This is a genomic window from Treponema ruminis (assembly GCF_014201975.1).
Taxonomy (GTDB): Bacteria; Spirochaetota; Spirochaetia; order Treponematales; family Treponemataceae; genus Treponema_D; species Treponema_D ruminis.
This window is the reverse complement of record NZ_JACHFQ010000004.1, coordinates 180471-200039: the sequence shown is the minus strand read 5'-3', so window position 1 is coordinate 200039 and position 19569 is coordinate 180471. Positions and strand designations below refer to the sequence as shown.

Annotated in this window: 18 protein-coding genes; 4 read left to right on the top strand and 14 right to left on the bottom strand. The window is 46.0% G+C overall.

Annotation, left to right across the window (positions count from 1 at the left end; genetic code table 11):
* Positions 1–7: 7 nt before the first annotated feature.
* The 5 genes from fabF to HNP76_RS06975 all read right to left on the bottom strand — a co-directional run bounded on the left by fabF (position 8) and on the right by HNP76_RS06975 (position 6243).
* Positions 8–1273 carry a beta-ketoacyl-ACP synthase II gene (fabF, locus tag HNP76_RS06995; RefSeq protein WP_184658916.1) on the bottom strand — a complete coding sequence of 422 codons (1266 nt, stop codon included), beginning with the start codon at positions 1271–1273 and terminating at the stop codon, positions 8–10.
* A gap of 91 nt (positions 1274–1364) precedes the next feature.
* The gene (locus HNP76_RS06990; RefSeq protein ID WP_184658914.1) at positions 1365–2951 is read right to left on the bottom strand and encodes an extracellular solute-binding protein; all 1587 of its coding nucleotides are present in this window, start codon (positions 2949–2951) and stop codon (positions 1365–1367) included.
* Positions 2952–3014: 63 nt separating this feature from the next.
* A complete protein-coding gene (locus HNP76_RS06985; protein ID WP_184658912.1) occupies positions 3015–4289 on the bottom strand; it encodes an O-acetylhomoserine aminocarboxypropyltransferase/cysteine synthase family protein in 1275 nt (424 codons plus the stop codon).
* Positions 4290–4362: 73 nt separating this feature from the next.
* Positions 4363–5340: a DNA-methyltransferase gene (locus HNP76_RS06980; RefSeq protein ID WP_184658910.1), complete on the bottom strand. Its 978-nt coding sequence runs from the start codon at positions 5338–5340 to the stop codon at positions 4363–4365.
* 168 nt (positions 5341–5508) lie between these two features.
* A complete protein-coding gene (locus HNP76_RS06975) occupies positions 5509–6243 on the bottom strand; it encodes a zinc metallopeptidase (protein ID WP_184658908.1) in 735 nt (244 codons plus the stop codon).
* An 80-nt stretch (positions 6244–6323) separates the two neighbouring features.
* On the opposite strand from HNP76_RS06975, the gene HNP76_RS06970 reads away from it, so the two are divergent.
* The gene (locus HNP76_RS06970; protein ID WP_184658906.1) at positions 6324–7484 is read left to right on the top strand and encodes an SLC13 family permease; all 1161 of its coding nucleotides are present in this window, start codon (positions 6324–6326) and stop codon (positions 7482–7484) included.
* A gap of 50 nt (positions 7485–7534) precedes the next feature.
* On the opposite strand, the gene HNP76_RS06965 is transcribed toward HNP76_RS06970, so the two are convergent.
* The 5 genes from HNP76_RS06965 to HNP76_RS06945 form a co-directional block, all read right to left on the bottom strand.
* Positions 7535–7675: a hypothetical protein gene (locus HNP76_RS06965; protein WP_184658904.1), complete on the bottom strand. Its 141-nt coding sequence runs from the start codon at positions 7673–7675 to the stop codon at positions 7535–7537.
* 80 nt (positions 7676–7755) lie between these two features.
* Entirely contained in the window at positions 7756–9411 is a 1656-nt protein-coding gene (gpmI, locus tag HNP76_RS06960) for a 2,3-bisphosphoglycerate-independent phosphoglycerate mutase (protein ID WP_184658902.1), read from the bottom strand.
* A gap of 254 nt (positions 9412–9665) precedes the next feature.
* Positions 9666–11315 carry a sensor domain-containing diguanylate cyclase gene (locus HNP76_RS06955; RefSeq protein ID WP_184658900.1) on the bottom strand — a complete coding sequence of 550 codons (1650 nt, stop codon included), beginning with the start codon at positions 11313–11315 and terminating at the stop codon, positions 9666–9668.
* Positions 11312–12682 (bottom strand): MATE family efflux transporter, encoded by a 1371-nt coding sequence (locus HNP76_RS06950; protein ID WP_184658898.1) that lies wholly within the window; start codon positions 12680–12682, stop codon positions 11312–11314. Before HNP76_RS06950 ends, HNP76_RS06955 begins: the two co-directional genes overlap by 4 nt.
* Positions 12679–13248, bottom strand: a complete 570-nt coding sequence (locus HNP76_RS06945) for a hypothetical protein (RefSeq protein ID WP_184658896.1) — start codon at positions 13246–13248, stop codon at positions 12679–12681. The genes HNP76_RS06950 and HNP76_RS06945 overlap by 4 nt, the downstream gene beginning before the upstream one ends.
* A 107-nt stretch (positions 13249–13355) precedes the next feature.
* Between HNP76_RS06945 and ybaK the strand changes: the two genes are divergently transcribed.
* Positions 13356–13844: a Cys-tRNA(Pro) deacylase gene (ybaK, locus tag HNP76_RS06940; protein ID WP_184658893.1), complete on the top strand. Its 489-nt coding sequence runs from the start codon at positions 13356–13358 to the stop codon at positions 13842–13844.
* Here the strand turns inward: ybaK and HNP76_RS06935 are convergent.
* Positions 13841–14530 carry a hypothetical protein gene (locus HNP76_RS06935; RefSeq protein WP_184658891.1) on the bottom strand — a complete coding sequence of 230 codons (690 nt, stop codon included), beginning with the start codon at positions 14528–14530 and terminating at the stop codon, positions 13841–13843. The genes ybaK and HNP76_RS06935 overlap by 4 nt on opposite strands.
* 114 nt (positions 14531–14644) lie before the next feature.
* Between HNP76_RS06935 and HNP76_RS06930 the strand changes: the two genes are divergently transcribed.
* Entirely contained in the window at positions 14645–15817 is a 1173-nt protein-coding gene (locus HNP76_RS06930) for a phosphoribosylaminoimidazolecarboxamide formyltransferase (RefSeq protein ID WP_184658889.1), read from the top strand.
* Positions 15818–15893: 76 nt separating this feature from the next.
* Here HNP76_RS06930 and HNP76_RS06925 read toward each other — a convergent pair whose 3' ends face one another.
* The 3 genes from HNP76_RS06925 to HNP76_RS06915 are packed head-to-tail and all read right to left on the bottom strand — an operon-like array spanning position 15894 to position 18488.
* Complete coding sequence (locus HNP76_RS06925) at positions 15894–16706, bottom strand: ABC transporter permease (RefSeq protein WP_184658887.1); 813 nt, start codon at positions 16704–16706, stop codon at positions 15894–15896.
* A gap of 3 nt (positions 16707–16709) precedes the next feature.
* A complete protein-coding gene (locus HNP76_RS06920) occupies positions 16710–17519 on the bottom strand; it encodes an ABC transporter permease (RefSeq protein WP_184658885.1) in 810 nt (269 codons plus the stop codon).
* 15 nt (positions 17520–17534) lie between these two features.
* A complete protein-coding gene (locus tag HNP76_RS06915) occupies positions 17535–18488 on the bottom strand; it encodes an ABC transporter ATP-binding protein (protein WP_184658883.1) in 954 nt (317 codons plus the stop codon).
* A 159-nt stretch (positions 18489–18647) separates the two neighbouring features.
* Between HNP76_RS06915 and HNP76_RS06910 the strand changes: the two genes are divergently transcribed.
* Entirely contained in the window at positions 18648–19568 is a 921-nt protein-coding gene (locus HNP76_RS06910; protein WP_184658881.1) for an AraC family transcriptional regulator, read from the top strand.
* The last annotated feature ends 1 nt before the right edge of the window (position 19569 follow it).

Genomic DNA, 19569 nt, shown 5'->3' with positions numbered 1-19569 from the left:
TTAAGCTTTAGTTTTCGAATTTTTTGATGATGATACAGCCGTTGTGACCGCCAAATCCAAGGGAAGCACTTGCGGCAACTTTTACATCACAGGCAATGCCCTTGTTAGGAGTGTAGTCCAAGTCACAGCCACCCTCTACGTCCTGATTTTCGATGTTGATTGTAGGCGGAATGAAGCCCTCGTTGATTGCCTTTACGCAGAAAAGAGCCTCGATTGCACCGGCAGCACCGACCAAGTGGCCTGTCATGCTCTTTGTTGAAGAGATGTGCAGTTTTCGAGCGTTTTCCTCACCCAAAGCAAGCTTGAGCATGGCACTTTCACCGGAATCATTTGCGTGGGTAGAAGTGCCGTGAGCGTTGTAGTACTGGATTTCGCTTGGAGCAAGACCTGCATCCTCAAGGGCAAGCTGAACAGCCTTTGCAGCACCGCTTCCATCAGGGAGAGGGGCTGTGATGTGATAGCCGTCGCAGCTTGAACCGAATCCTGCAACTTCTGCATAGATTTTTGCGCCGCGAGCCTTTGCGTGCTCATATTCTTCGAGGATGAACATGGCCGAACCTTCTGCCATTACGAAACCGTCACGGTCCCGGTCAAAAGGACGGCTTGCCTTTTCAGGATTGTCATTGAATTTTGAGGCAAGTGCCTGCAATTTTACGAAAGTCGCAATGCTGAATTCTGTGATTGCGGCCTCTGTACCGCCAGCCAGCATTACGTCAGCCCGGCCGGAACGGATTAAGTCACTTGCAAGGCCCAGGGAATCAGTGCCCGAAGCACATGCTGTATTGATTGTCCATGAAAGCCCCTGGAATCCGTAGTAGATGTTTACGTTTGCAGCAGCCTCGTTTGAAATCATGAGCGGGGTTGTGAGCGGTGGAAGACGGTCAGGACCTGCAGAAGGATCGCAGAATTTGTTGAAGCCAGCCTCTGTTGCCTCGATTCCGCCGAGACAGTTGCCTACCATGACGCCCATTTTTTCGGCCTTTAAAGCCTCTGGAGTGTAACCGGAATCAGAAATTGCCTGAGCTGAAGCGGCAAGACAGAATTTTGAGAAACGAGCCATCTTGCGGGTGGCCTTTGAGTCGATTCCGTATTTTGTGATGTCAAAATCCTTTACCTCAGCGGCAACTTTTACAGGAAGACGGCTTGAATCAAAAAGCGTGATGTTTGTAACGCCGCATTTTCCGTTTTTAACGCTATTCCATGTTTCTTCGACTGAATTTCCAACAGGTGAAACACATCCCAAACCTGTGATTACAACTCTTCGCCTTGACATAAAATTCATTTTCTCCTATTTAAACAAAAAAAATCCACAACAGTAAAAACTATTGTGGATATTATAGCGAATTTTAAGTATCTTGCAAATCCTAGTTTTTTGCCTTATCTTTTGGCAGGACTTTTGCATCATCAAGAAGGAGGGCGTTTGCCTCGGCATACTGGATGCAGCGTCGCTCCCAGTCGGCACCGCCATGCTTGTCAAATTCCTTGAGCCACATTTCCCAGGTATCCAGATCGCGGCGGCCTGTTACGAAGTCTTTTACACATTCTTCGTAGAAGCCCTTGAGCTCTTTTGAAATTCCAGGGAGATTGGCAACAGCAACTGTCCACGGCTTACTCTGCATGTCGCGAAGGAGCTTAAGAGGACTCATTTCCTTGCCGTTTATTGAATACCATGTCGGATAGCGGGAAATAAGTTCGTCATCACCATTATAGAAGACAAGGTTTCGAAGCTGAAGAACCGGGGCGGCAGCCTTTTGAGTATAGGCATATTTTGGATCAGGAAGACCTTCAGTTGTGATTCCGCCGTTATCGTCAATCATGTAGTTTACAGCTTCTTCACCGTATGCAGCAGTGATGTAGCCGTCCGTACTCATCCATTCAAGGAATTTAGCAATAATCGGAAGTTTTCCAAGTTCCTGAGCCCGGCGGGAAACCGCATAGATTCGGTAACCGGTAGCATAGGCACCAACAGAAGACTTGCCTTTTGGTCCGACAGGAGGATCAATCAAAATCCATTCTGCATCAGGGAAGCGCTCGTCAAAATCTTTATAGTTGGATTCAAGGGCAAAAGCGGCGTTCTGTTCACGCATCATGCCGATTTTTCCGGACTTCCATGCCTCACGGAAGCTGTTTTTAGAATGAACTGTCCAGCGGGGATCGATAAGACCGTCTTCCGCAAGCCTGTGGATATATTCAAGAGCCTGCTTGTACTCTGGTTTATGAATGTTGAGGCCGGCATTGCTCTTTGTAGAATTGAATGTACCTTCTACTCCAAAAGCTCCAAAGAAAGGCGCAAAACGGCAGCCCAGGCCTTCTTCAATGGCACGAATATCAACATAAGCGCCATATCCATAGGTGTCATTGCGACCGTTTCCGTCCGGGTCATTGAATGTAAATGCTTTCATTACATCATAATAGTCATCCAAAGTGACAGGGATTGGAAGACCCAGGCGGTCAAGCCAGTCTTTTCGGATCAAAATACCCTCGTTGCGGTCAATTGAGCCAGACTGAGAAAGACCGTAGCAAATTCCGTCAAAGGAAGCTGCCTGTTTTGAGGCGTCATCGTACATTTTGACAGTTCGCTCCGGCATCAGGGCGTACAATCCGTCAACGCGGGTAACATAGTTTTCACGGACAAGAGTTGTAAGGACATCGCGGTTGACCATGAAAATATCTGGCAGAGAGTTTGATTTTGCAGCATCAAGAAGAACCTCCGCCTGCTCATCCTTGTTTGTAGGAAGAGGAACGGCATTAAGAGAAATACCCAAGTCCTTTTCAACGTGGTCAATCAAAACGCTGTCTTCTGGCAAAGGTGCGGCATCACTTGTGTATGGACTGTACCAGAGCTCAAGTTTATTAAGCTCACCGATACCTTCAAGGTCGATCCGTTCACAAGCGGTAAACAAAAAGCCCGCAGCCAAAAAAGACGAAATAATTCCTGTAAGTTTTTTCATGGACAAATCCTTTTTTTATTTCTTCTATATATTATCGGCAAGAAAGTGAATAAAAGCAAGAATTTAAATAGCTTCGAGGGCCTGCTTCAAGTCAGCGAGGATATCCTCTGTGGCCTCGATACCGCAAGAGAAGCGTACCATGTCAGGGCCTACTCCGCATGCTACAAGCTCTTCGTCAGTAAGCTGGCGGTGAGTTGCAGAAGCCGGATGAAGGACACAGGTGCGGGCATCAGCGACATGAGTTGCAATCATGGCAAGCTTGAGGTTCTTCATGAATTTTTCAGCAGTCTTTCTTCCGCCCTTTACGCCGAAACTTACGACACCACAGGTTCCGTTAGGCATGTATTTCTGGGCAAGCTCGTAGTATTTGTTGCCTTTGAGTCCCGGATAGTTGACCCATGCGACATTTTTGTGGCTTGCAAGGAATTCTGCTACAGCCTGACCGTTTGCACAGTGCTGCTTGATTCGGACTGGAAGGGATTCGATTCCCAGGTTCAAAAGATATGCGTTCATCGGAGCCTGGATTGAGCCGAAGTCACGCATGAGCTGGGCTGTACATTTTGTGATGAAAGCACCCTCTTTGCCGAACTTTGTGGCATATGTGATTCCGTGGTAGCTTTCATCTGGAGTGCACAAGCCCGGGAACTTTTCGGCGTGAGCCATCCAGTCGAATTTTCCTGAGTCAACGATACAACCGCCGACAGTTGCGTCGTGACCGTCGAGATATTTTGTTGTTGAGTGAGTTACGATGTCAGCGCCCCATTCAAAAGGACGGCAGTTGATTGGAGTTGCGAAAGTGTTGTCTACGATGAGGGGAACTCCGTTCTTGTGTGCGATTTTTGCCCAGCGTTCGATGTCAAAGATTGTGAGGGCCGGGTTTGCAATTGTCTCGCCAAAGACAGCCTTTGTGTTAGGCTTGAAAGCGGCCTGAATTTCTTCGTCGCTTGCGTCCGGGGAGATGAAAGTGAAGTCAACGCCCATTTTTCGCATGGTGACGTTGAAAAGATTGAAAGTGCCGCCGTAAATTGAGCTTGAAGCTACGATGTGGTCACCGTTCTGGGCGATGTTGAATGTGGCAAAGAAGTTTGCAGCCTGACCGCTTGATGTGAGCATTGCGGCAGTTCCGCCCTCAAGGGCACAGATTTTGCCTGCAACCATGTCATTTGTCGGGTTCTGCAATCGTGTATAGAAATATCCCGAAGCCTCAAGGTCAAAGAGCTTGCCCATGTCCTCGGAAGTATCATATTTGAAAGTTGTAGACTGAATAATAGGAATCATTCGAGATTCGCCGTTTTTAGGCTGATAGCCTGCATGAATACATTTTGTTGCGTTTTCCATTTTTTCCTCGTAAGAATATTTTAGAGAAAAAATGAAAAAAAATAAACCACAGTTGAACAAAGATTTAGACAGATTATTTTTTCTTTTGCTCGGAAAGGCTGTTGCGCTCCCAGAAAACTCCCTTGCTGTAACCCTGAATTGACTTGTCGCTTTCGGCACGGGCCAGGCGTTTTTCTGCCCAGAGACAGTATTCTTCGTTCTGCTCGATTCCGACATAGCGGCGGCCGAGTTTTTTTGCCACCACGCTCGCAGTTCCGCTTCCAAGGAAGGGGTCAAAGACGATGTCGCCTGGTCGGCTTGAAGCAAGCACAAGCTTTGCGTAGAGTTTTTCAGGCTTTTGGGTCGGGTGGTCGGTGTTTTCGGGCATTGACCAGAAGGGAATCGAAATGTCATCCCAGAAGTTTCCCGGATATGTGAGGCGGAAGTTGCCGTCCTCGCTTTCGTCCCAGTCCTTGGGCTTTCCGTTTTCCTTGTAAGGGGCGATTACCCTGCGCTTCATTTTTACGGATTCGACATCGAAGTAATAATCCTTGGGATTTTTGACCGCAAACCAGATGTCTTCCATTGAGTTCTTCCAGTTTGAAGAAGCCCCCCTGCCCTTTTCGCGCTGCCAGGTGATTCTGTTTAGGACTGTAAGTTCCTTTTCAACAACCCTCTGAAGGGAAGAAGTGCACTTCCAGTCGCCACAGATATAGAGGGAGCCTGTGGGCTTTAGTTTTTTACACACGAGCGGAAACCAAGTGGAAAGATAGTCGTCGTAAGACTCTTCCGAGCGGGCATTAAAGACCTTTCCGTGAAAATCCTTGGTGAGATTGTAAGGCGGGTCGATTATGATTAAATCCGCGAATTCATCAGGAAGAAGAGGAAGGACTTCAAGCAGGTCAGCGTTTATTGTTTTGTCGAGGATTTTTTCGACCGGGCAAGAAGAATCATTTCCCAAAAAAGAAGACAAATCTTCTATATTAATAAGCCGTTCCTTGAGAGCGGGAATTTCAGATTCTTCCAGGGTGAGGGTGCGGTTTCTTGGTGCTTTCGTTTTTTCTGTATTCACTTCTAATCCTCAAAATTTAGCGGGCGTTGCGGGTAGGGAGCGACCCTTCAGGGGCAAAACCTGCGAGGCAGGTTTTGAGCGAGTCTCGGTGAAGGCTGCGCCTGAACCGTACCCGCAGAAGGGGGTGTCGGCGCAACGAAGTGCGACGCAGGGGGAAGGCTTTCCCCCTTAATCTCTTCTTCTTCCGCGGTTTGCAATCAGGAGAATACGCACGAACGATGCGATTGCACTGAGCGCACTGGCGACGTAAGTCATGGCTGCAGCCCAGAGAACGCTCCTTGCGCCCGAAAGTTCTTTTTTATCTACAAAAACACCGGCTTCCTTGAGGATTTTAAGGGCCCGGCGGGAAGCATCGAACTCGACAGGAAGGGTTACAAGGTAAAAAAGCGTAGCGCCGGCAAAAAGAAGGAGGCCGATGTCTGTAACCAACTGCAAAACCGGGAGGCGGCCTTCTGCATAAGCCGATGCCCCGAAACCGATTCCAATCAAGACCATAAGGGGGCCAAGCCGGGAACCCAGGTTTGCTACAGGAACAAGGGCGCGGCGGAAATTGAGAGGAAAATAGCCGACGTTGTGCTGGATTGCGTGGCCTGTTTCGTGGGCTGCAACTCCAACTGCCGCAATCGAGGTGCTTGAATAGGTTGAGTCACTGAGGCTCAGTATTTTTGTAACAGGATTGTAGTTGTCGGTTAAATTTCCGTGGATATGTTCGATTTTAACGTCGGTGATACCGTTTGCACGGAGCAGGATTGCAGCCGCCTGGGCTCCGGTAACTCCGCGCTGGGTGCGGATTCTGTCATATTTTGCAAAACGTGATTTTACAGCCGCACTGGCCCACAAACTGAGCAGAAGAGCGGGAATAACAAAAATCAGATAAGTGTAATCAATTCCGTAATAGTACATACACTAATTATAGATTAGGAATGAGAAATGAGCAATCAGTGGTTATTTTCACACACTTTTCTTTGTGCTATTATCTTTTCATGCGTAAATTTGCTATCTGGTTAAAGAATCTTTTCAAAAAAGACATCATGCTTTCCGTGTCGCTTGCGGTGGCAATCATATCACTTTTCATCACTCCGCCATCAAAGGAACTTCTGCACGACATCAACTGGCGCACTCTTGCAACGCTTTTCATGCTGCTTTCCGTTCTGGAGGGATTTAAAAGCGAAAACATCTTTGAGCCGCTTTTGAAAAGGACAAAAAACCTTTCATCGATGAAGACCCTCACTGTCTTTTTTGTCTACTGCGTCTTTTTCTCGTCAATGTTCGTCACAAACGACGTTTCGCTGATTATTTTCGTTCCGCTTACAATAATAATGTTCCGGGCTGGCGGTCAGGAAAAATACATTCTTCCCGTCCTCACTTTTGAAAACATCGCCGCAATCCGTGGCTCGCTTTTAACTCCTTTCGGAAGCCCGCAGAACCTCTTTCTTTATGCAAAGAGCGGCATTTCAACGCCGGAATTCATGAAGATGATGGCTCCACTTTGGATTTTCAGCGCTTTTCTTCTATATATATTCATTTCGATTCTGTATCGTAAAAATTCAAAGGAAAAGATTGAGATTAAGGAAGAAATTGTCTCAGAACCTGAAACAGCAAAAAAAACACACCATAAAAGGCGAATCATGTATCAGGTGCTTTTTGTGATTGTCGTTGCTTCGATTGTAACACGCACTCATTACTACCCTGTCGTGCTCGGTCTTGTATTCATTACGCTTTTGATTGGCGACCGGAAGATTCTCGTCAAAACAGATTACGTTCTTCTGCTCACCTTCCTCTGTTTCTTTACCTTCTCGTCTTCAATCTGCCGTCATCCGGCAATTTCGGGCTTCCTTGAGCGCTCAGTCGCAGGTCATGAATATATCTGGAGTATTCTTTTGAGCCAGGTGATTTCAAACGTTCCTGCAAGCATCGTTCTTTATCCTTTCTCTACGAATCTCCGTGCCCTTCTTTACGGTTTGGACAGCGCTGGCTTGTGTTCTCTGATTGGAAGCCTTGCAAGCGTAATCAATCTCAGGCTTTACATGAGGGAATATCCGGGAAAAGTTTTTGCATTCATCAAGACTTTCACATGGATAAGCCTCGCATTCTTTGCGGTAGTTGTTTTGCCGCAGCTCGCGCTCATCAAGTATTTTCTCTAGACAAAAAAAAATCCGTCTCGACTTGAGACGGATTCTCGATTTAATCAAACTTATTTTTTTGATTTAGAATCAGTTGCAGCCAATGCTGCGAGAAGAGCGTAGTTAGCAGCAAGTCTTTTTGACTGTTTTTTGCTGTTAGCTCGTGTTGTTTTGTTGCTAACCAATGGGCGGAAGCGTCGTGCAAGTCTCATACAATTCTCCTTGAAAAAATGTGAATCAATTATAACAGAAAAAGGATTGCCATATCAAGTACGGCAATCCAAGTCCTTAATTATTTAAGATTTACCATTGACTTATCGTAATCTGTTGGTGGAACGAATCCCATCAAAGTCATGAGTGTTGCAGGCCAGCTTGAGATTCCAAGACCGCTGTTCAACTCGAGATCATACTCGCCCTTGTATTCTGGATCGTAGATGATGCCTGGAACCGGGTTCAATGAGTGAGATGTCTTTGGCTTTGGCTCGCCGTCTGCACCTATAGCAACTGAACCGTCTTTCTTGTGCTCGTACATATCGTCTGAGTTTCCGTGGTCAGCTGTAAGACAGAGGATACCGCCTGCCTTTTCGATAGCTGCCTTAAGACGTCCAAGCTGAAGGTCCATACCTTCCATAGAACATACAACAGCGTTGAATACACCAGTGTGTCCAACCATATCACCGTTAGGGTAGTTGAGACGGATGTGATCATATTTTCCGCTTTCGATAGCTTCGATTACCTTGTCAGTAATTTCTGCACATTTCATCCATGGGCGCTGCTCGAATGGAACAACATCAGATGGAACTTCGATATATGTTTCAAGATTCTTGTCGAATTCACCAGGGCGGTTACCGTTGAAGAAGTATGTAACGTGACCGTATTTCTGAGTTTCAGAAATTGCCATAAGATGAACACCAGTCTTTGTAAGATATTCACCCATTGTGCGGTCAATGCTTGGTGGGTTTACGAGGAACTGAGCCGGCTTGTGGTTATCACCGTCGTATTCCATCATGCCTGCATATTCAACAGCCGGGCGGCGTACGCGGTCAAAGTGTGGGAAGTTGTCTTCTTCGAATGCTGCAGTAATTTCAAGAGAGCGGTCACCACGGAAGTTGAAGAAGATTACGCTGTCGCCGTCTACGATTGGTCCGACAGGTTTTCCGTCTTTTGCAATTACGAACTCGTGCATATCCTGGTCGAGAAGGCCAGCGTTTTCGTTACGGTATGTATTGATAGCTTCAGTAGCAGAAGCGAACTGACGGCCGTCAGCAAGAACATGAGCGTGCCATCCGCGCTCAACCATGCTCCAATCTGCACCGTAGCGGTCCATAGTGATGTACATACGTCCACCACCAGAAGCAATCTGATAGTCTACATCGCTGAATTCAGCAAGGAATTTTTCAAGAGGTTCAAAATATTCAAGAGCAGATGTTGGAGGAACATCACGTCCGTCCAAAAGTGCGTGTACGCGCAAAGTCTTTACACCTTCTTTGTGAGCCTGAGTAATCATAGCCTTAAGGTGATCAATGTGAGAGTGAACGTTTCCGTCAGAAACAAGACCAATAAGGTGGAATGTAGAGTTTTTGTCCTGAACATTCTTTACGAGCTTTTTCCAAGTTGCACCCTGGAACATGCTGCCAGAAGAAATAGACTCACCAACAAGCTTAGCACCCTGAGCGAATACGCGGCCACAACCCATAGCGTTGTGTCCAACCTCAGAGTTACCCATGTCGTCATCAGTAGGAAGACCTACGGCTGTACCGTGAGCCTTGAGCTGAGTGTGAGGGCAGTTTTTTGTGAACCAGTCGAGGTACTTCATTTTTGAAGCTTTAACTGCATCACCCTCTTCGTATTTTCCATATCCAACGCCGTCCATAATTACGAGAACTACAGGACCACGGCGGCCTTTCCAGTTTGGATTTTTTTCCAAAGCATGCATTGTGTCTGCCATTTATATCTCCTATAAAAAGTCAAGAAGAATGTTTCAACATTCGATTGACTTTTTAATGCCACTTCGCAATGAAATGAGAAGCGGCAGTTAATGAAGCAAGTTTCCAACGGAAACTTGTCATGATAAAAAGCAGACAATATTTCTGGCTGCTTTTTATCTTTATCTCCTTAAATCAGATTAAATAATACTGTTTTTAACGGCTTTGTACAATTATAAATGGCAGGCAGATTTTCATAGATTAAGGAATTTTCCCGCTATCTTACCAGTCCGCGGCCACCCTTCATGGCGATTTTGGATTTGTACATTTCGCCGTCGGCTCGCTCGAAGACTGACTGGAAATCTTCGTCTGATTTTGGGTCATAGACTGCAAGGCCGGAAGCGATTGAGATTCTTTCGAAGGCTTCGTTCTTTTCTGCGACAGGCATTGCCATTTCAAGGCGCAGGTCGGCAAGCAGTTCTTCCTTGTTTTCGAAATCTTTTCCAGTGATGATTGCTACGAATTCATCGCCGCCGATACGGTATATCGTGCTGTAAATGAAAGTCTTGCTGATTAAGTTGCAGGCACACTTTATCAAAAGGTCGCCAGCTTTGTGTCCGAATGAATCGTTTATGTTCTTGAGGTTGTTGACGTCAAAAACGATAACTCCGAACTCCAGAGCCAGGTTGGAAACCTTGTTTCTCCTGATTTTTTCATTCATTTCATCGCGGGCGTCGATGTAGGCACGCTTGTTTTTTACGCCTGTCATCGCATCAAGATAGGCAAGATTGTTGATATATTCAAACTGCCTCTTGAGGGACTTGGCCATGAAGGCAAAATTTCCTGTGAGCTCGCCCACTTCATCATTGCTCTTGAAGTCGAATTCAACGTCGTAAACACCGGCAATGATGTTTTTTGCATAGAATGAAAGTTTTTTGAGCGGCCGAGTGAATTTATCAGACATCCACACGCTCCACAAAGATACGAGCAGGGAAATCACAATCACGGAAATTATCAGGCTGTAAATCAGCTTGGTGCGCTCATGGTCAATTTCTTCGGCAGGAACGCTGACCACAAGCAGAAGGTCGCTTTCAAGCTCCTTATAAAGCATGCGGTATTTCTTGCCATTGTTTTTGTACTCGTAAAAGCTGGAATTCAGCTCACTGTTCTCAATCAGCTTAAAGTCCCGGGAATATTCAAAAAGCTTTGTACCTGCCGGAACCGAACGGTGGTAAACGACTTTAAAACTTTCGTCCGTCAAGAAAGCATAGCCTGAGTTATAGATAGTGATTGAATTTACAACGGATGCGATGTCATCAAAATCAATGTCCATTCCGACCAGGGCAATCAGTTTTTCATCTTTGAAGACCGGAATACCATAGGAAATGACATACTCATTAAAATCTTCATTATAATAGGGGGCAGTCCAGACACCATTTCTAAAAAGTCCGTCATGGTAATACCAGCTGTTGTCAAAATCCAAATCAGGAATCGGGAAATTTTTCAATGAATCCTGAATGAGGATGCCGTCCTTTTTGCGCCAGAGGAAACTCTTGGTCTCATTTGTGAGTTTAGGAGAGAATTTGACATAAAGTGCCATTGCAGGAGCGGTACATCTGGAAATGTAATGGGAAAGATCCACAAGATGAGAAAAATAGCCGGAAAATTTTGCTTCGTTGGCCAAATCACCGATATTTTCGAGCTCAGTGCGGACATAATGGGCTAAAACCGTTGAAGACTGCTCCACCTCAAAGAACATGGAATCGAGACCGACTGTCTGGGCCTGAGCCATCAAATCAAGAATTTTTGCAGAACTTCGCTTTACGGCCGTGCTTGACCAGAAGACACCGAATCCGCCGATGACGACTGAAGCCGTAAAAATACCTGCGAGAACTATAAAAAATACCTGATATTTAATAGTTTTCATTTGGAAGCTTTATCAATTCCATACATTGTAATGAGTTTTCGTCTGCAAGAAAAGTATGCGGGAACGAGAAAGGCATCGGCAAGCACCCAGGCAAGAGGGCTTGCAAGACATGCTCCCTGGAATCCCAAAAGCGGAACGAAAACAAGACCAATCACACCGCGCCCGATAAGCTCAAAAACTCCTGCAAAAATAGCGAGCCGTGAAAATCCCATGCCCTGAATCATGAAGCGTACGACGTTGACCAGAGTGAGAAGCCAGTAAGTGCAGCCGTTGGCCATGAGGAAGTAAAAAACGTGCCGGATAACGAATGCCGTAGTCTCCGGAGATTCAGTTTTGCTGATGAAAAGGACAGCCAGATTGTCCGTAAAGAAGAAAAGAATCGCAAGTGCCATAAAAGACCAGACGAAGCCGATTGCGCTGCCCCAGAAAAGGCCCGGATTGAGGCGTTCGATTTTTTGAGCTCCCACGTTCTGACCGCCGTAAGTTGCCATTGTCGTGCCCAGGGCGTCGAATGGTACCGAGAAGAAAATGCTGATTTTTTGAGCCGTAGCCATTGAAGCGACATAAACCGAGCCCAAAACGTTGACTGAGCTTTGAAGGATTACAGAACCGATTGCAGTGATTGAATACTGAAGTCCCATTGGAACGCCTATTCCAAGCAGGGCAAGGCATTTTTTGAGGGATGGAACTTTTTCTTCTTTTTTGAGGCGGAGGACTTCAAATTTTGCCCGCATATAAAAGAAACAAAGGATGCCCGAAAAAGCCTGGGAAATTACAGTCGCATAGGCCGCACCCGGAATTCCCATTTTAAGGACCGCGATAAAAAGCAGGTCAAGGGCGATGTTGAGGCAGGCAGAAATGATGAGAAAATAGAGAGGTGTCTTTGAGTCGCCTACGGATCGGATTATGCCAGAAAGTATATTATAGAAGAAAGCGACCGGGATTCCCGCAAGAATAATCACGAAGTAAGAATATGACATGTCCAAAATGTTTTCCGGCGTCTTGAGGAAGACCAGCATTTCGCGGCAGAAAATCACTGAAAGGCTGGTAATAACAAGTGAAAAAATGAGGACTAAAATCCATGAATTGAAAATGAATTGACGCATTGAAGAATAATCACCGGCACCGAAACGCTGGGCAACAGGAATGGCAAAGCCCGAGCAGACTCCCATGCAGAAACCGATGATGAAAAAGTTGAGGCTGCCAGTTGAACCGACGGCGGCAAGGGCATCAACGCCAAGAAACTGTCCGACGATGATTGTATCGACAAGATTGTAAAACTGCTGGAAGAGATAGCCAAAAAATACAGGAACCGCAAAATTGAAGATGATTCTTAACGGATGTCCTATGGTTAAATCTTTTGTCATGAATAAAACTCCGCCTTGACAAGTTCGAAGATTTCCTTTTCATGTGAATCTGAAAATTGGAAAGTCTCAGCCCGAGAAAAGCATAGCACATTATGGCTTTCAATTTCCTTAAAAAAGGGGAAAAATTCCTGACAATTCTGCTCAAAATGAAGCCAGCAAAGAAGATAGATGAACTGACCGCCCTGGGTGTAGCTGGCTTTTTCTGCAAGGGGGGAATGAATCTCCACGTTCCTGATGTGGGTGGCACCGATTTCGTCCTGATTTTCCTTGTCTATGTCCATGCAGGATTTGAAGAGATTGTAGGCCTTGAGAAGGTTCTGCTCGTCCTTGTCGATTGAAGCGGCCCGGTCTGACTGTTCTCCCAAAGCCTCAAAGGGAGCGCGGAAAACCTTGTAGGTCGAAACCACGGAAGAACGGAGTTTTTCGCCACGCTCGCGGAGTTTTTCTTCTATATAACCATTCCTGACCTTTTCCGGGGAAGGGACTCTTACTGCATCTGGAGATTTATTGAATCGGGATAACTTCTGAGAAAAATTTGAAAAGACCTCGGCAATGTTCTGTGACATAGTAACTCCAAAGGAAAGGACACGAATTATATTTAAATAATCAGTGCAATCTGTATAATTATTATTACTTTCAATTTAACTATAACATAAACATTAAGGAAAAGAAAATGAAAAAAACTAACGCAATGCGAATTTTGGACGGCCTTAAAATCAAATATGAAACTCTCTCTTATGATGACGACGGAGAGCACGAACTCAGCCGGGGAGCGGCAACTAAGACAGCAGAGAAACTGGGCATAAATCCAGCCGCCTGTTTCAAGACAATCGTAATGAGAAGTGAGACAAAGCAGGTATTCGTTTTCTGCCAGAGCGCCCTTCACGAAATCAACCTCAAAAAGGCAAGAAACGCATGCGGAGCAAAGGAAATAAATCCTGTAAAGCCGGATGAACTTCTGGCCCTCACAGGCTATATCCGAGGGGGCTGTTCACCGCTTGGAATGAAAAAGAAATTCCCGACTTTTATCGATGAGTCAGCCCTGAGCCATGAAAAGATCTATGTGAGCGCGGGAATGAGGGGCGAGCAGATTGCACTCGCTCCAGCCGATTTGATTAAAGCGACCGAAGCCGAAGCAGTTGATTTGATTCTTGAAGGCTAAAGTCCTAAAGAAATGCCTGTCTGGAAGAAGGGTCTGCCGCCAAAATGAGGGATTTCAAAGTAGATTCCGATGTGCTTTTCGGGGCAGAACTGGATTCCGAAGGGACAGACGTCAAAGCAGAAATTAAGCTTTTTGTCCTCGTCATCGACGTAATTGAGCCAGCCGATACAGATTTCACCATAAAGAGAAATGCGGGTGCCGATGTCACTGAAGACAAAATGGCCGTAATCAGCATGGGCACCGATGTAGTAAAAATTCATCGAAATGGTCTCGTCCTTGATGCGGCCGTCTGACTGCTTGCGGGACCCCTCCCATGAATCAAGAGCCGCTCCCAGCATGAAGCCCCAGCGCTGATTTGAAATCGGCGGGAAAATCGTAAGGTTCAGGTCGGTGGCGAATTTAGGAAGAGTGCTGTCATAATTTCCGTCAACTGCAAAAGCAGAACCAAAAACGTCAGCAAAACCGACGACAAAAGACTGTACCACACCGTGAGTCGTGAGCATGGGGAAAAATGGCATGGCGCCCCGGATTTCGATAAAGCGGTGACTTGTTAAGCTTGCAAGATTCTGGCCGAAGGAAGGAGTTGACTTTTCAGCGGCAGAGTCTTCTGAAATTTCCTGAGCAAAGGCAAAAGTGCCGGAAAGAAGGATGAAAATCGGGAAAAGTTTTTTGATAAGTTTATTCATAAAAGCTCCTTAAAGTTTATTTTAACATTTTATCCACATTTTATCAAATTTTACTCACTTTTGAGATTTAAATTATAATTGAAAATATTGCCATTTTCTGCTATTCTTTGCCGTATGAAAGAACTCGAACTTAAATACGGATGTAATCCAAACCAGAAGCCTGCAAAGGTTTACGTAGACGAAGGCGATCTTCCAATCACTGTTTTGAACGGAAGACCGGGATATATCAACCTGCTCGACGCACTCAACGGCTGGCAGCTTGTAAAGGAACTCAAGGAAGCAACTGGCCTTCCAGCAGCTACAAGCTTTAAGCACGTAAGTCCTGCCGGTGCCGCTGTCGGAAAGCCACTTTCTGACACGCTCAAAGCCATTTACTTTACAGACGGCGTTGAACTTACACCACTTGCTTCTGCTTATGCACGCGCCCGCGGAGCAGACCGAATGAGCTCTTTCGGAGATTTCATATCTTTGAGCGATGAATGTGACGAGGCTACAGCCCTTTTGATTAAAAAGGAAGTTTCTGACGGTATCGTAGCACCTGGCTATTCACCAAAGGCTCTTGAAATCCTCAAGGCAAAAAAGAACGGAAACTACTGTGTAATCCAGATTGACCCAAATTACGTTCCGCCTGCAACAGAAGTAAAGCAGGTTTTCGGCGTAAAATTCGAGCAGGGACACAATTTCCTCAAGATTGACGAATCATGCCTTTCAAACATCGTTACAAAAAACAAAACTCTCAGCGAAGATGACAAGCACAACCTGATTATCGCGCTGATTACACTCAAATACACCCAGTCAAACTCAGTCTGCTATGTAAAGGACGGACAGGCAATCGGTATCGGAGCAGGCCAGCAGAGCCGCGTTCACTGTACACGACTTGCAGGTCAGAAAGCTGACAACTGGTGGCTGCGCCAGAGCCCGAAAGTCCTCGGCCTCCAGTTCGTAGACGGAATCAAGCGAGCTGACCGCGACAATGCAATCGACGTTTACATCGGTGATGAATACGAGGACGTTCTTGCCGAAGGCAAATGGCAGAACATCTTCAAGGTAAAGCCGGAAGTCTTCACACGCGAAGAAAAACGCGCTTGGCTCGACAAGAACACAAACGTAGCAGTCGGTTCAGACGCCTTCTTCCCGTTTGGTGACAACATCGAGCGAGCAAGAAAGAGCGGCGTTACAGTAGTAGCTCAGCCGGGCGGTTCAGTCCGTGACGACCAGGTAATCGAAACAGCCGACAAGTACAACATGGTTATGTGCTTTAACGGAATAAGACTGTTCCATCACTAGTTTCTAAGATAATACCCACACGGATGTGGGTGATAAGCAAAGAGAGGGCTTCATTGGAAGGCCTCTTTTTTTGTTGTTATGAGCCCGTGCCATCGTATTTCCTAGCTCCAAGCATCCAGAACCTATAGCTCAGATAGAAAAATACAAGTCCGAGCAAAGGCGAAAGCCATGAAAGCAGCGGGATTGAGTCCGGGCGCAACAGCACGAGCGACGGATAGTAGGCAATGAATGCAATCGGAATCACAAAAGTGAATACGAACCTGAAAACCGTGCTGAAAATGCTTGCCGGATATTTTGCAAAATCCTTGAATCGGAACATGATTACCATTACATAGCCAGAATTCTGAATCCAGAAGCAGGTCGCAGCCGCAAAATTCATTATTGCAATCATAAAAAGTGACGCCGCAAAAAGAAAGAGAAGCGTCTGGCAAATCGTCATGAAATTCACCGGAATTCCAAGGTGGTGCCAGGCATAGACTAAAGTTCCGCCTCCGAACACGAGCTGTCCCAGCCCCTTCACGTCAAAAACTTCCGAAATGAAGTAAAAAAACATGTTTATGGGTCGGAAACAGTATTTTATGAAATCCCCGGACTTCACAAGATGACGCAGATTCCAGTTGTTGTCAAAGAAGCACTGAACCGGAGTGAGTGCCAGAAGTGAAAATCCGTAAAGGAAGAGCATTTCATACATGGTCCAGCCGTTTATCGACGGAAAATTGCTGAAAAGAATATAGAAGGTCACGAATCCGACCAGGTTAGACACAATCATTCCGATTGTCGAAATTATGAAGTCGGCCCGGTAACTCATCTTGCTTTTTAAATCCTGAACAAGAATCTTTCTGTAAATGCTGAGATAGAACCTCAGTCCCCTTTTTCCCCTTAAAGTCATAACCTAGCCTCCGTTTACAGTGATTTTTTTGAGCGAAAATTTCCAGAAGATGCTTCCAAGCAAGGCAAGGGCGGCGAACCAGAAAAGCTGCATCAAAAGGGCAGAAAATACCCCGCTTTCAACCGTATAGCCTTCTTTTTGGAGCAGGATGCTCAGCGGCGTGTCGTAAATGCAGCGGAATGGCAGTAGCTGAACCACGGCACGAAGTTTTTCCGGGAAGAAAGCAAGTGGAATCGATGCCCCGGAAAGAAGGAGTACGATGCATTCCTTTACCATGTTGATTCCCCAGGTGGATTCCGTGTGAAGGCAGATTGTCGCCACAATCATGTCCACGCTGAAATTGATGTTAAGTGCCAGCAAAACCGAAATCATAAAGAAAACCAGATTCAGTCCCATCGGAATCGAACCCCTGGTCAGGACGTTTATGATTATGAAAGTCGGCAGGAAAGTCAGAAAGAAGGAGACGATGTTCTCGCCGAAAAAAGACCAGAAGCTGTAGCGGCGGAAACTCATCGGCTTCAAAAGTTTGAGCACTATTCCTCCGCTCTGAATGTCGCGGCTCATTTCCCAGACAAGGAAGACTTCAAGGAAATTGAAGAGCGCGGTCGCAAGTACCAGATAAATGAGGGTATCGTTCAAGGTCATTCCGTTCACGACATCCGTTCCAGAAGAAGCGTAAATCGCACTCCAGAGAAAATAAATCAGCACCAGATAGACCAGATTCCCGAAAAGAGTGACGAAGATACTCAGCCGGTAGTTGAGCCGCTCCATTATGCCGATTCGGGCAAGGGCAAAACAGCTGTTCAATGTCATAAAAACCTCCATCCCTTACGCTGTTTTTGACGCGGCGTTTTCGTAGATTTTCTTGATTACTTCCTCAGTGGAAATATCCTCAATTTTTATGTCCTTTATGTTGCCCCGTGACTGATACTCAGAGATTACGGACATGACGTTGTTTTTTGACTCGTCCACCAAAATTTCCTTCCAGCCAATTCCTTCCATGTTGAGCCTTACGGTGCGGTAGGAACCGAAATATCGCTTGAGGTGTTCGATGTCATTGTCGTAAACCATGCTTCCGTGGTCGATTATTACAATCCTCTGGCAGAGAGCGTCCACGTCCCCCATGTCGTGAGTGGTAAGGATTACCGTAGTGTTTTTTTCCTTATTCAGCCCCTTGATAAGGTTTCGGATTCTTGCCTTCATAGAAACGTCAAGTCCGATTGTCGGTTCATCAAGAAATACGATTTTCGGATTATGCAGGAATGCCGCAAGGATGTCACTCAAAGTCCTCTGCCCCAGCGACATCTGGCGGACAGGCTTGTGCAAAAGGTTATCGATATCCGCAAGTTCCCGGTAAAGCTCAAGCATTTTGTTATAATCTTCTGTCGGAATCATGTAGATTTCCTTGAGGAGCTTGAAAGATTCAATCAGGGGAAGTGACCACCAGAGCTGGCTGCGCTGTCCGAAAACGACGCCTATATTTTCTGCATTTTTCGTGCGGTTTTTATAGGGAATATTGCCGTTTACAATAATCTGGCCCCGGCTTGGCTCCAGAACGCCTGTCATCATCTTGATTGTCGTGGACTTTCCGGCTCCGTTGGGCCCCAGATAACCGACAATCTCGCCCGCTTTTATCTTTATCGAGATATTATCCACCGCTTTTACAGTCCTGTAGTCGCGGGAAAACAAATCCTTGAGGCTGCCCGCAAGGCCTTCGTGGCGGTTGAGAACCTTGAATTCCTTGACGACGTTTTTCATCACAATGGCGTTTTCTTCATTCATAAAGCAAATCCTCCGTTTTTTTTGTATTGAACTTTGTTTTGTTTGCGATTATACTTCTTTAAAAAATGTAAGAAAACAATGTTTTTTACATATTTTGATAACAATTTTCGACATCAAATGTAAGATTGTTATTATTTCAAGAATAAGTTAGGTAAAAAAATGAACAAGGAAAAATGCGGAATAATCATGAAGCGCAAGGACGGCTCGGAAATCGTCAACTACAATGATGATTCTTTTCCTGCCTACATCCACGACGGCTACATTTACCAGAACTGCACATGGGAGCGGGTTCCCCACTATCATGATGACATCGAATTCATTTCTGCTTATTCAGGCGACATGGGCTTTTCCGTAGACGGAGTGAACATCACCCTCAAGGAAGGAGAAACCCTCTTCGTCAATTCAGACAGAATCCACTGGTCCTTTACCCAGAAAACCAGCGTTACAAGATATTTTATCGCAGTCCTTCATCCAAGCATCATCTGCTCAACTCCCGCTGTCGAAGAAAAGGCGGTAAAGCCAGTTATCACGGATAAAAGCGTGCCCTTCATTCATTTTAAGGCAGAAGACTATGACGCGGCGGCAATCCAGCACATCATCAGGGATTTGTGCCGTGACAGGGATGCCAGCGAGTTTACGATTACCAAGGCTTTTTTTGAGCTCTGGGACATAGTCATGCACCGCTTTACGGACGCCTACCGGGTTCACATAAACCACATCGAAGACGGTGACAGCCACAATGCTAAGTTAAAGACCATGATGTCCTATATCGACGCCCACTACAATGACCAGCTCACCCTCAAGGACATCTGCCAGGCAGGCGGTGTGAGCCAGAGCCTCTGCAATCAGATTTTCAAGAGGCTCACGGAAAAATCCCCGATTGAGTACCTGCTTCAGTTCAGGAGCCGCAAGGTCGCCGACCTGCTTGAAACCGGCAGCATGAGCATGGCAGAAATCGCGGAAATCACGGGCTTTTCAGGAGCCAGCTACATGGCAGAGACTTTCAAGAAGTTCTATAAAATGTCGCCCAGGGATTACAGAAAATCCGCCGGCAAAAAGACCATCAAAAAGGAAATATAAA

Excerpts from the sequence above, each read along its gene's own strand:
- fabF (WP_184658916.1), bottom strand. The coding sequence starts at position 1,273 with ATGTCAAGGCGAAGAGTTGTAATCACAGGTTTGGGATGTGTTTCACCT.
- HNP76_RS06990 (WP_184658914.1), bottom strand. The coding sequence starts at position 2,951 with ATGAAAAAACTTACAGGAATTATTTCGTCTTTTTTGGCTGCGGGCTTT.
- HNP76_RS06985 (WP_184658912.1), bottom strand. The coding sequence starts at position 4,289 with ATGGAAAACGCAACAAAATGTATTCATGCAGGCTATCAGCCTAAAAAC.
- HNP76_RS06975 (WP_184658908.1), bottom strand. The coding sequence starts at position 6,243 with ATGTACTATTACGGAATTGATTACACTTATCTGATTTTTGTTATTCCC.
- HNP76_RS06970 (WP_184658906.1), top strand. The coding sequence starts at position 6,324 with ATGCGTAAATTTGCTATCTGGTTAAAGAATCTTTTCAAAAAAGACATC.
- HNP76_RS06965 (WP_184658904.1), bottom strand. The coding sequence starts at position 7,675 with ATGAGACTTGCACGACGCTTCCGCCCATTGGTTAGCAACAAAACAACA.
- gpmI (WP_184658902.1), bottom strand. The coding sequence starts at position 9,411 with ATGGCAGACACAATGCATGCTTTGGAAAAAAATCCAAACTGGAAAGGC.
- HNP76_RS06955 (WP_184658900.1), bottom strand. The coding sequence starts at position 11,315 with ATGAAAACTATTAAATATCAGGTATTTTTTATAGTTCTCGCAGGTATT.
- HNP76_RS06950 (WP_184658898.1), bottom strand. The coding sequence starts at position 12,682 with ATGACAAAAGATTTAACCATAGGACATCCGTTAAGAATCATCTTCAAT.
- HNP76_RS06945 (WP_184658896.1), bottom strand. The coding sequence starts at position 13,248 with ATGTCACAGAACATTGCCGAGGTCTTTTCAAATTTTTCTCAGAAGTTA.
- ybaK (WP_184658893.1), top strand. The coding sequence starts at position 13,356 with ATGAAAAAAACTAACGCAATGCGAATTTTGGACGGCCTTAAAATCAAA.
- HNP76_RS06935 (WP_184658891.1), bottom strand. The coding sequence starts at position 14,530 with ATGAATAAACTTATCAAAAAACTTTTCCCGATTTTCATCCTTCTTTCC.
- HNP76_RS06930 (WP_184658889.1), top strand. The coding sequence starts at position 14,645 with ATGAAAGAACTCGAACTTAAATACGGATGTAATCCAAACCAGAAGCCT.
- HNP76_RS06925 (WP_184658887.1), bottom strand. The coding sequence starts at position 16,706 with ATGACTTTAAGGGGAAAAAGGGGACTGAGGTTCTATCTCAGCATTTAC.
- HNP76_RS06920 (WP_184658885.1), bottom strand. The coding sequence starts at position 17,519 with ATGACATTGAACAGCTGTTTTGCCCTTGCCCGAATCGGCATAATGGAG.
- HNP76_RS06915 (WP_184658883.1), bottom strand. The coding sequence starts at position 18,488 with ATGAATGAAGAAAACGCCATTGTGATGAAAAACGTCGTCAAGGAATTC.
- HNP76_RS06910 (WP_184658881.1), top strand. The coding sequence starts at position 18,648 with ATGAACAAGGAAAAATGCGGAATAATCATGAAGCGCAAGGACGGCTCG.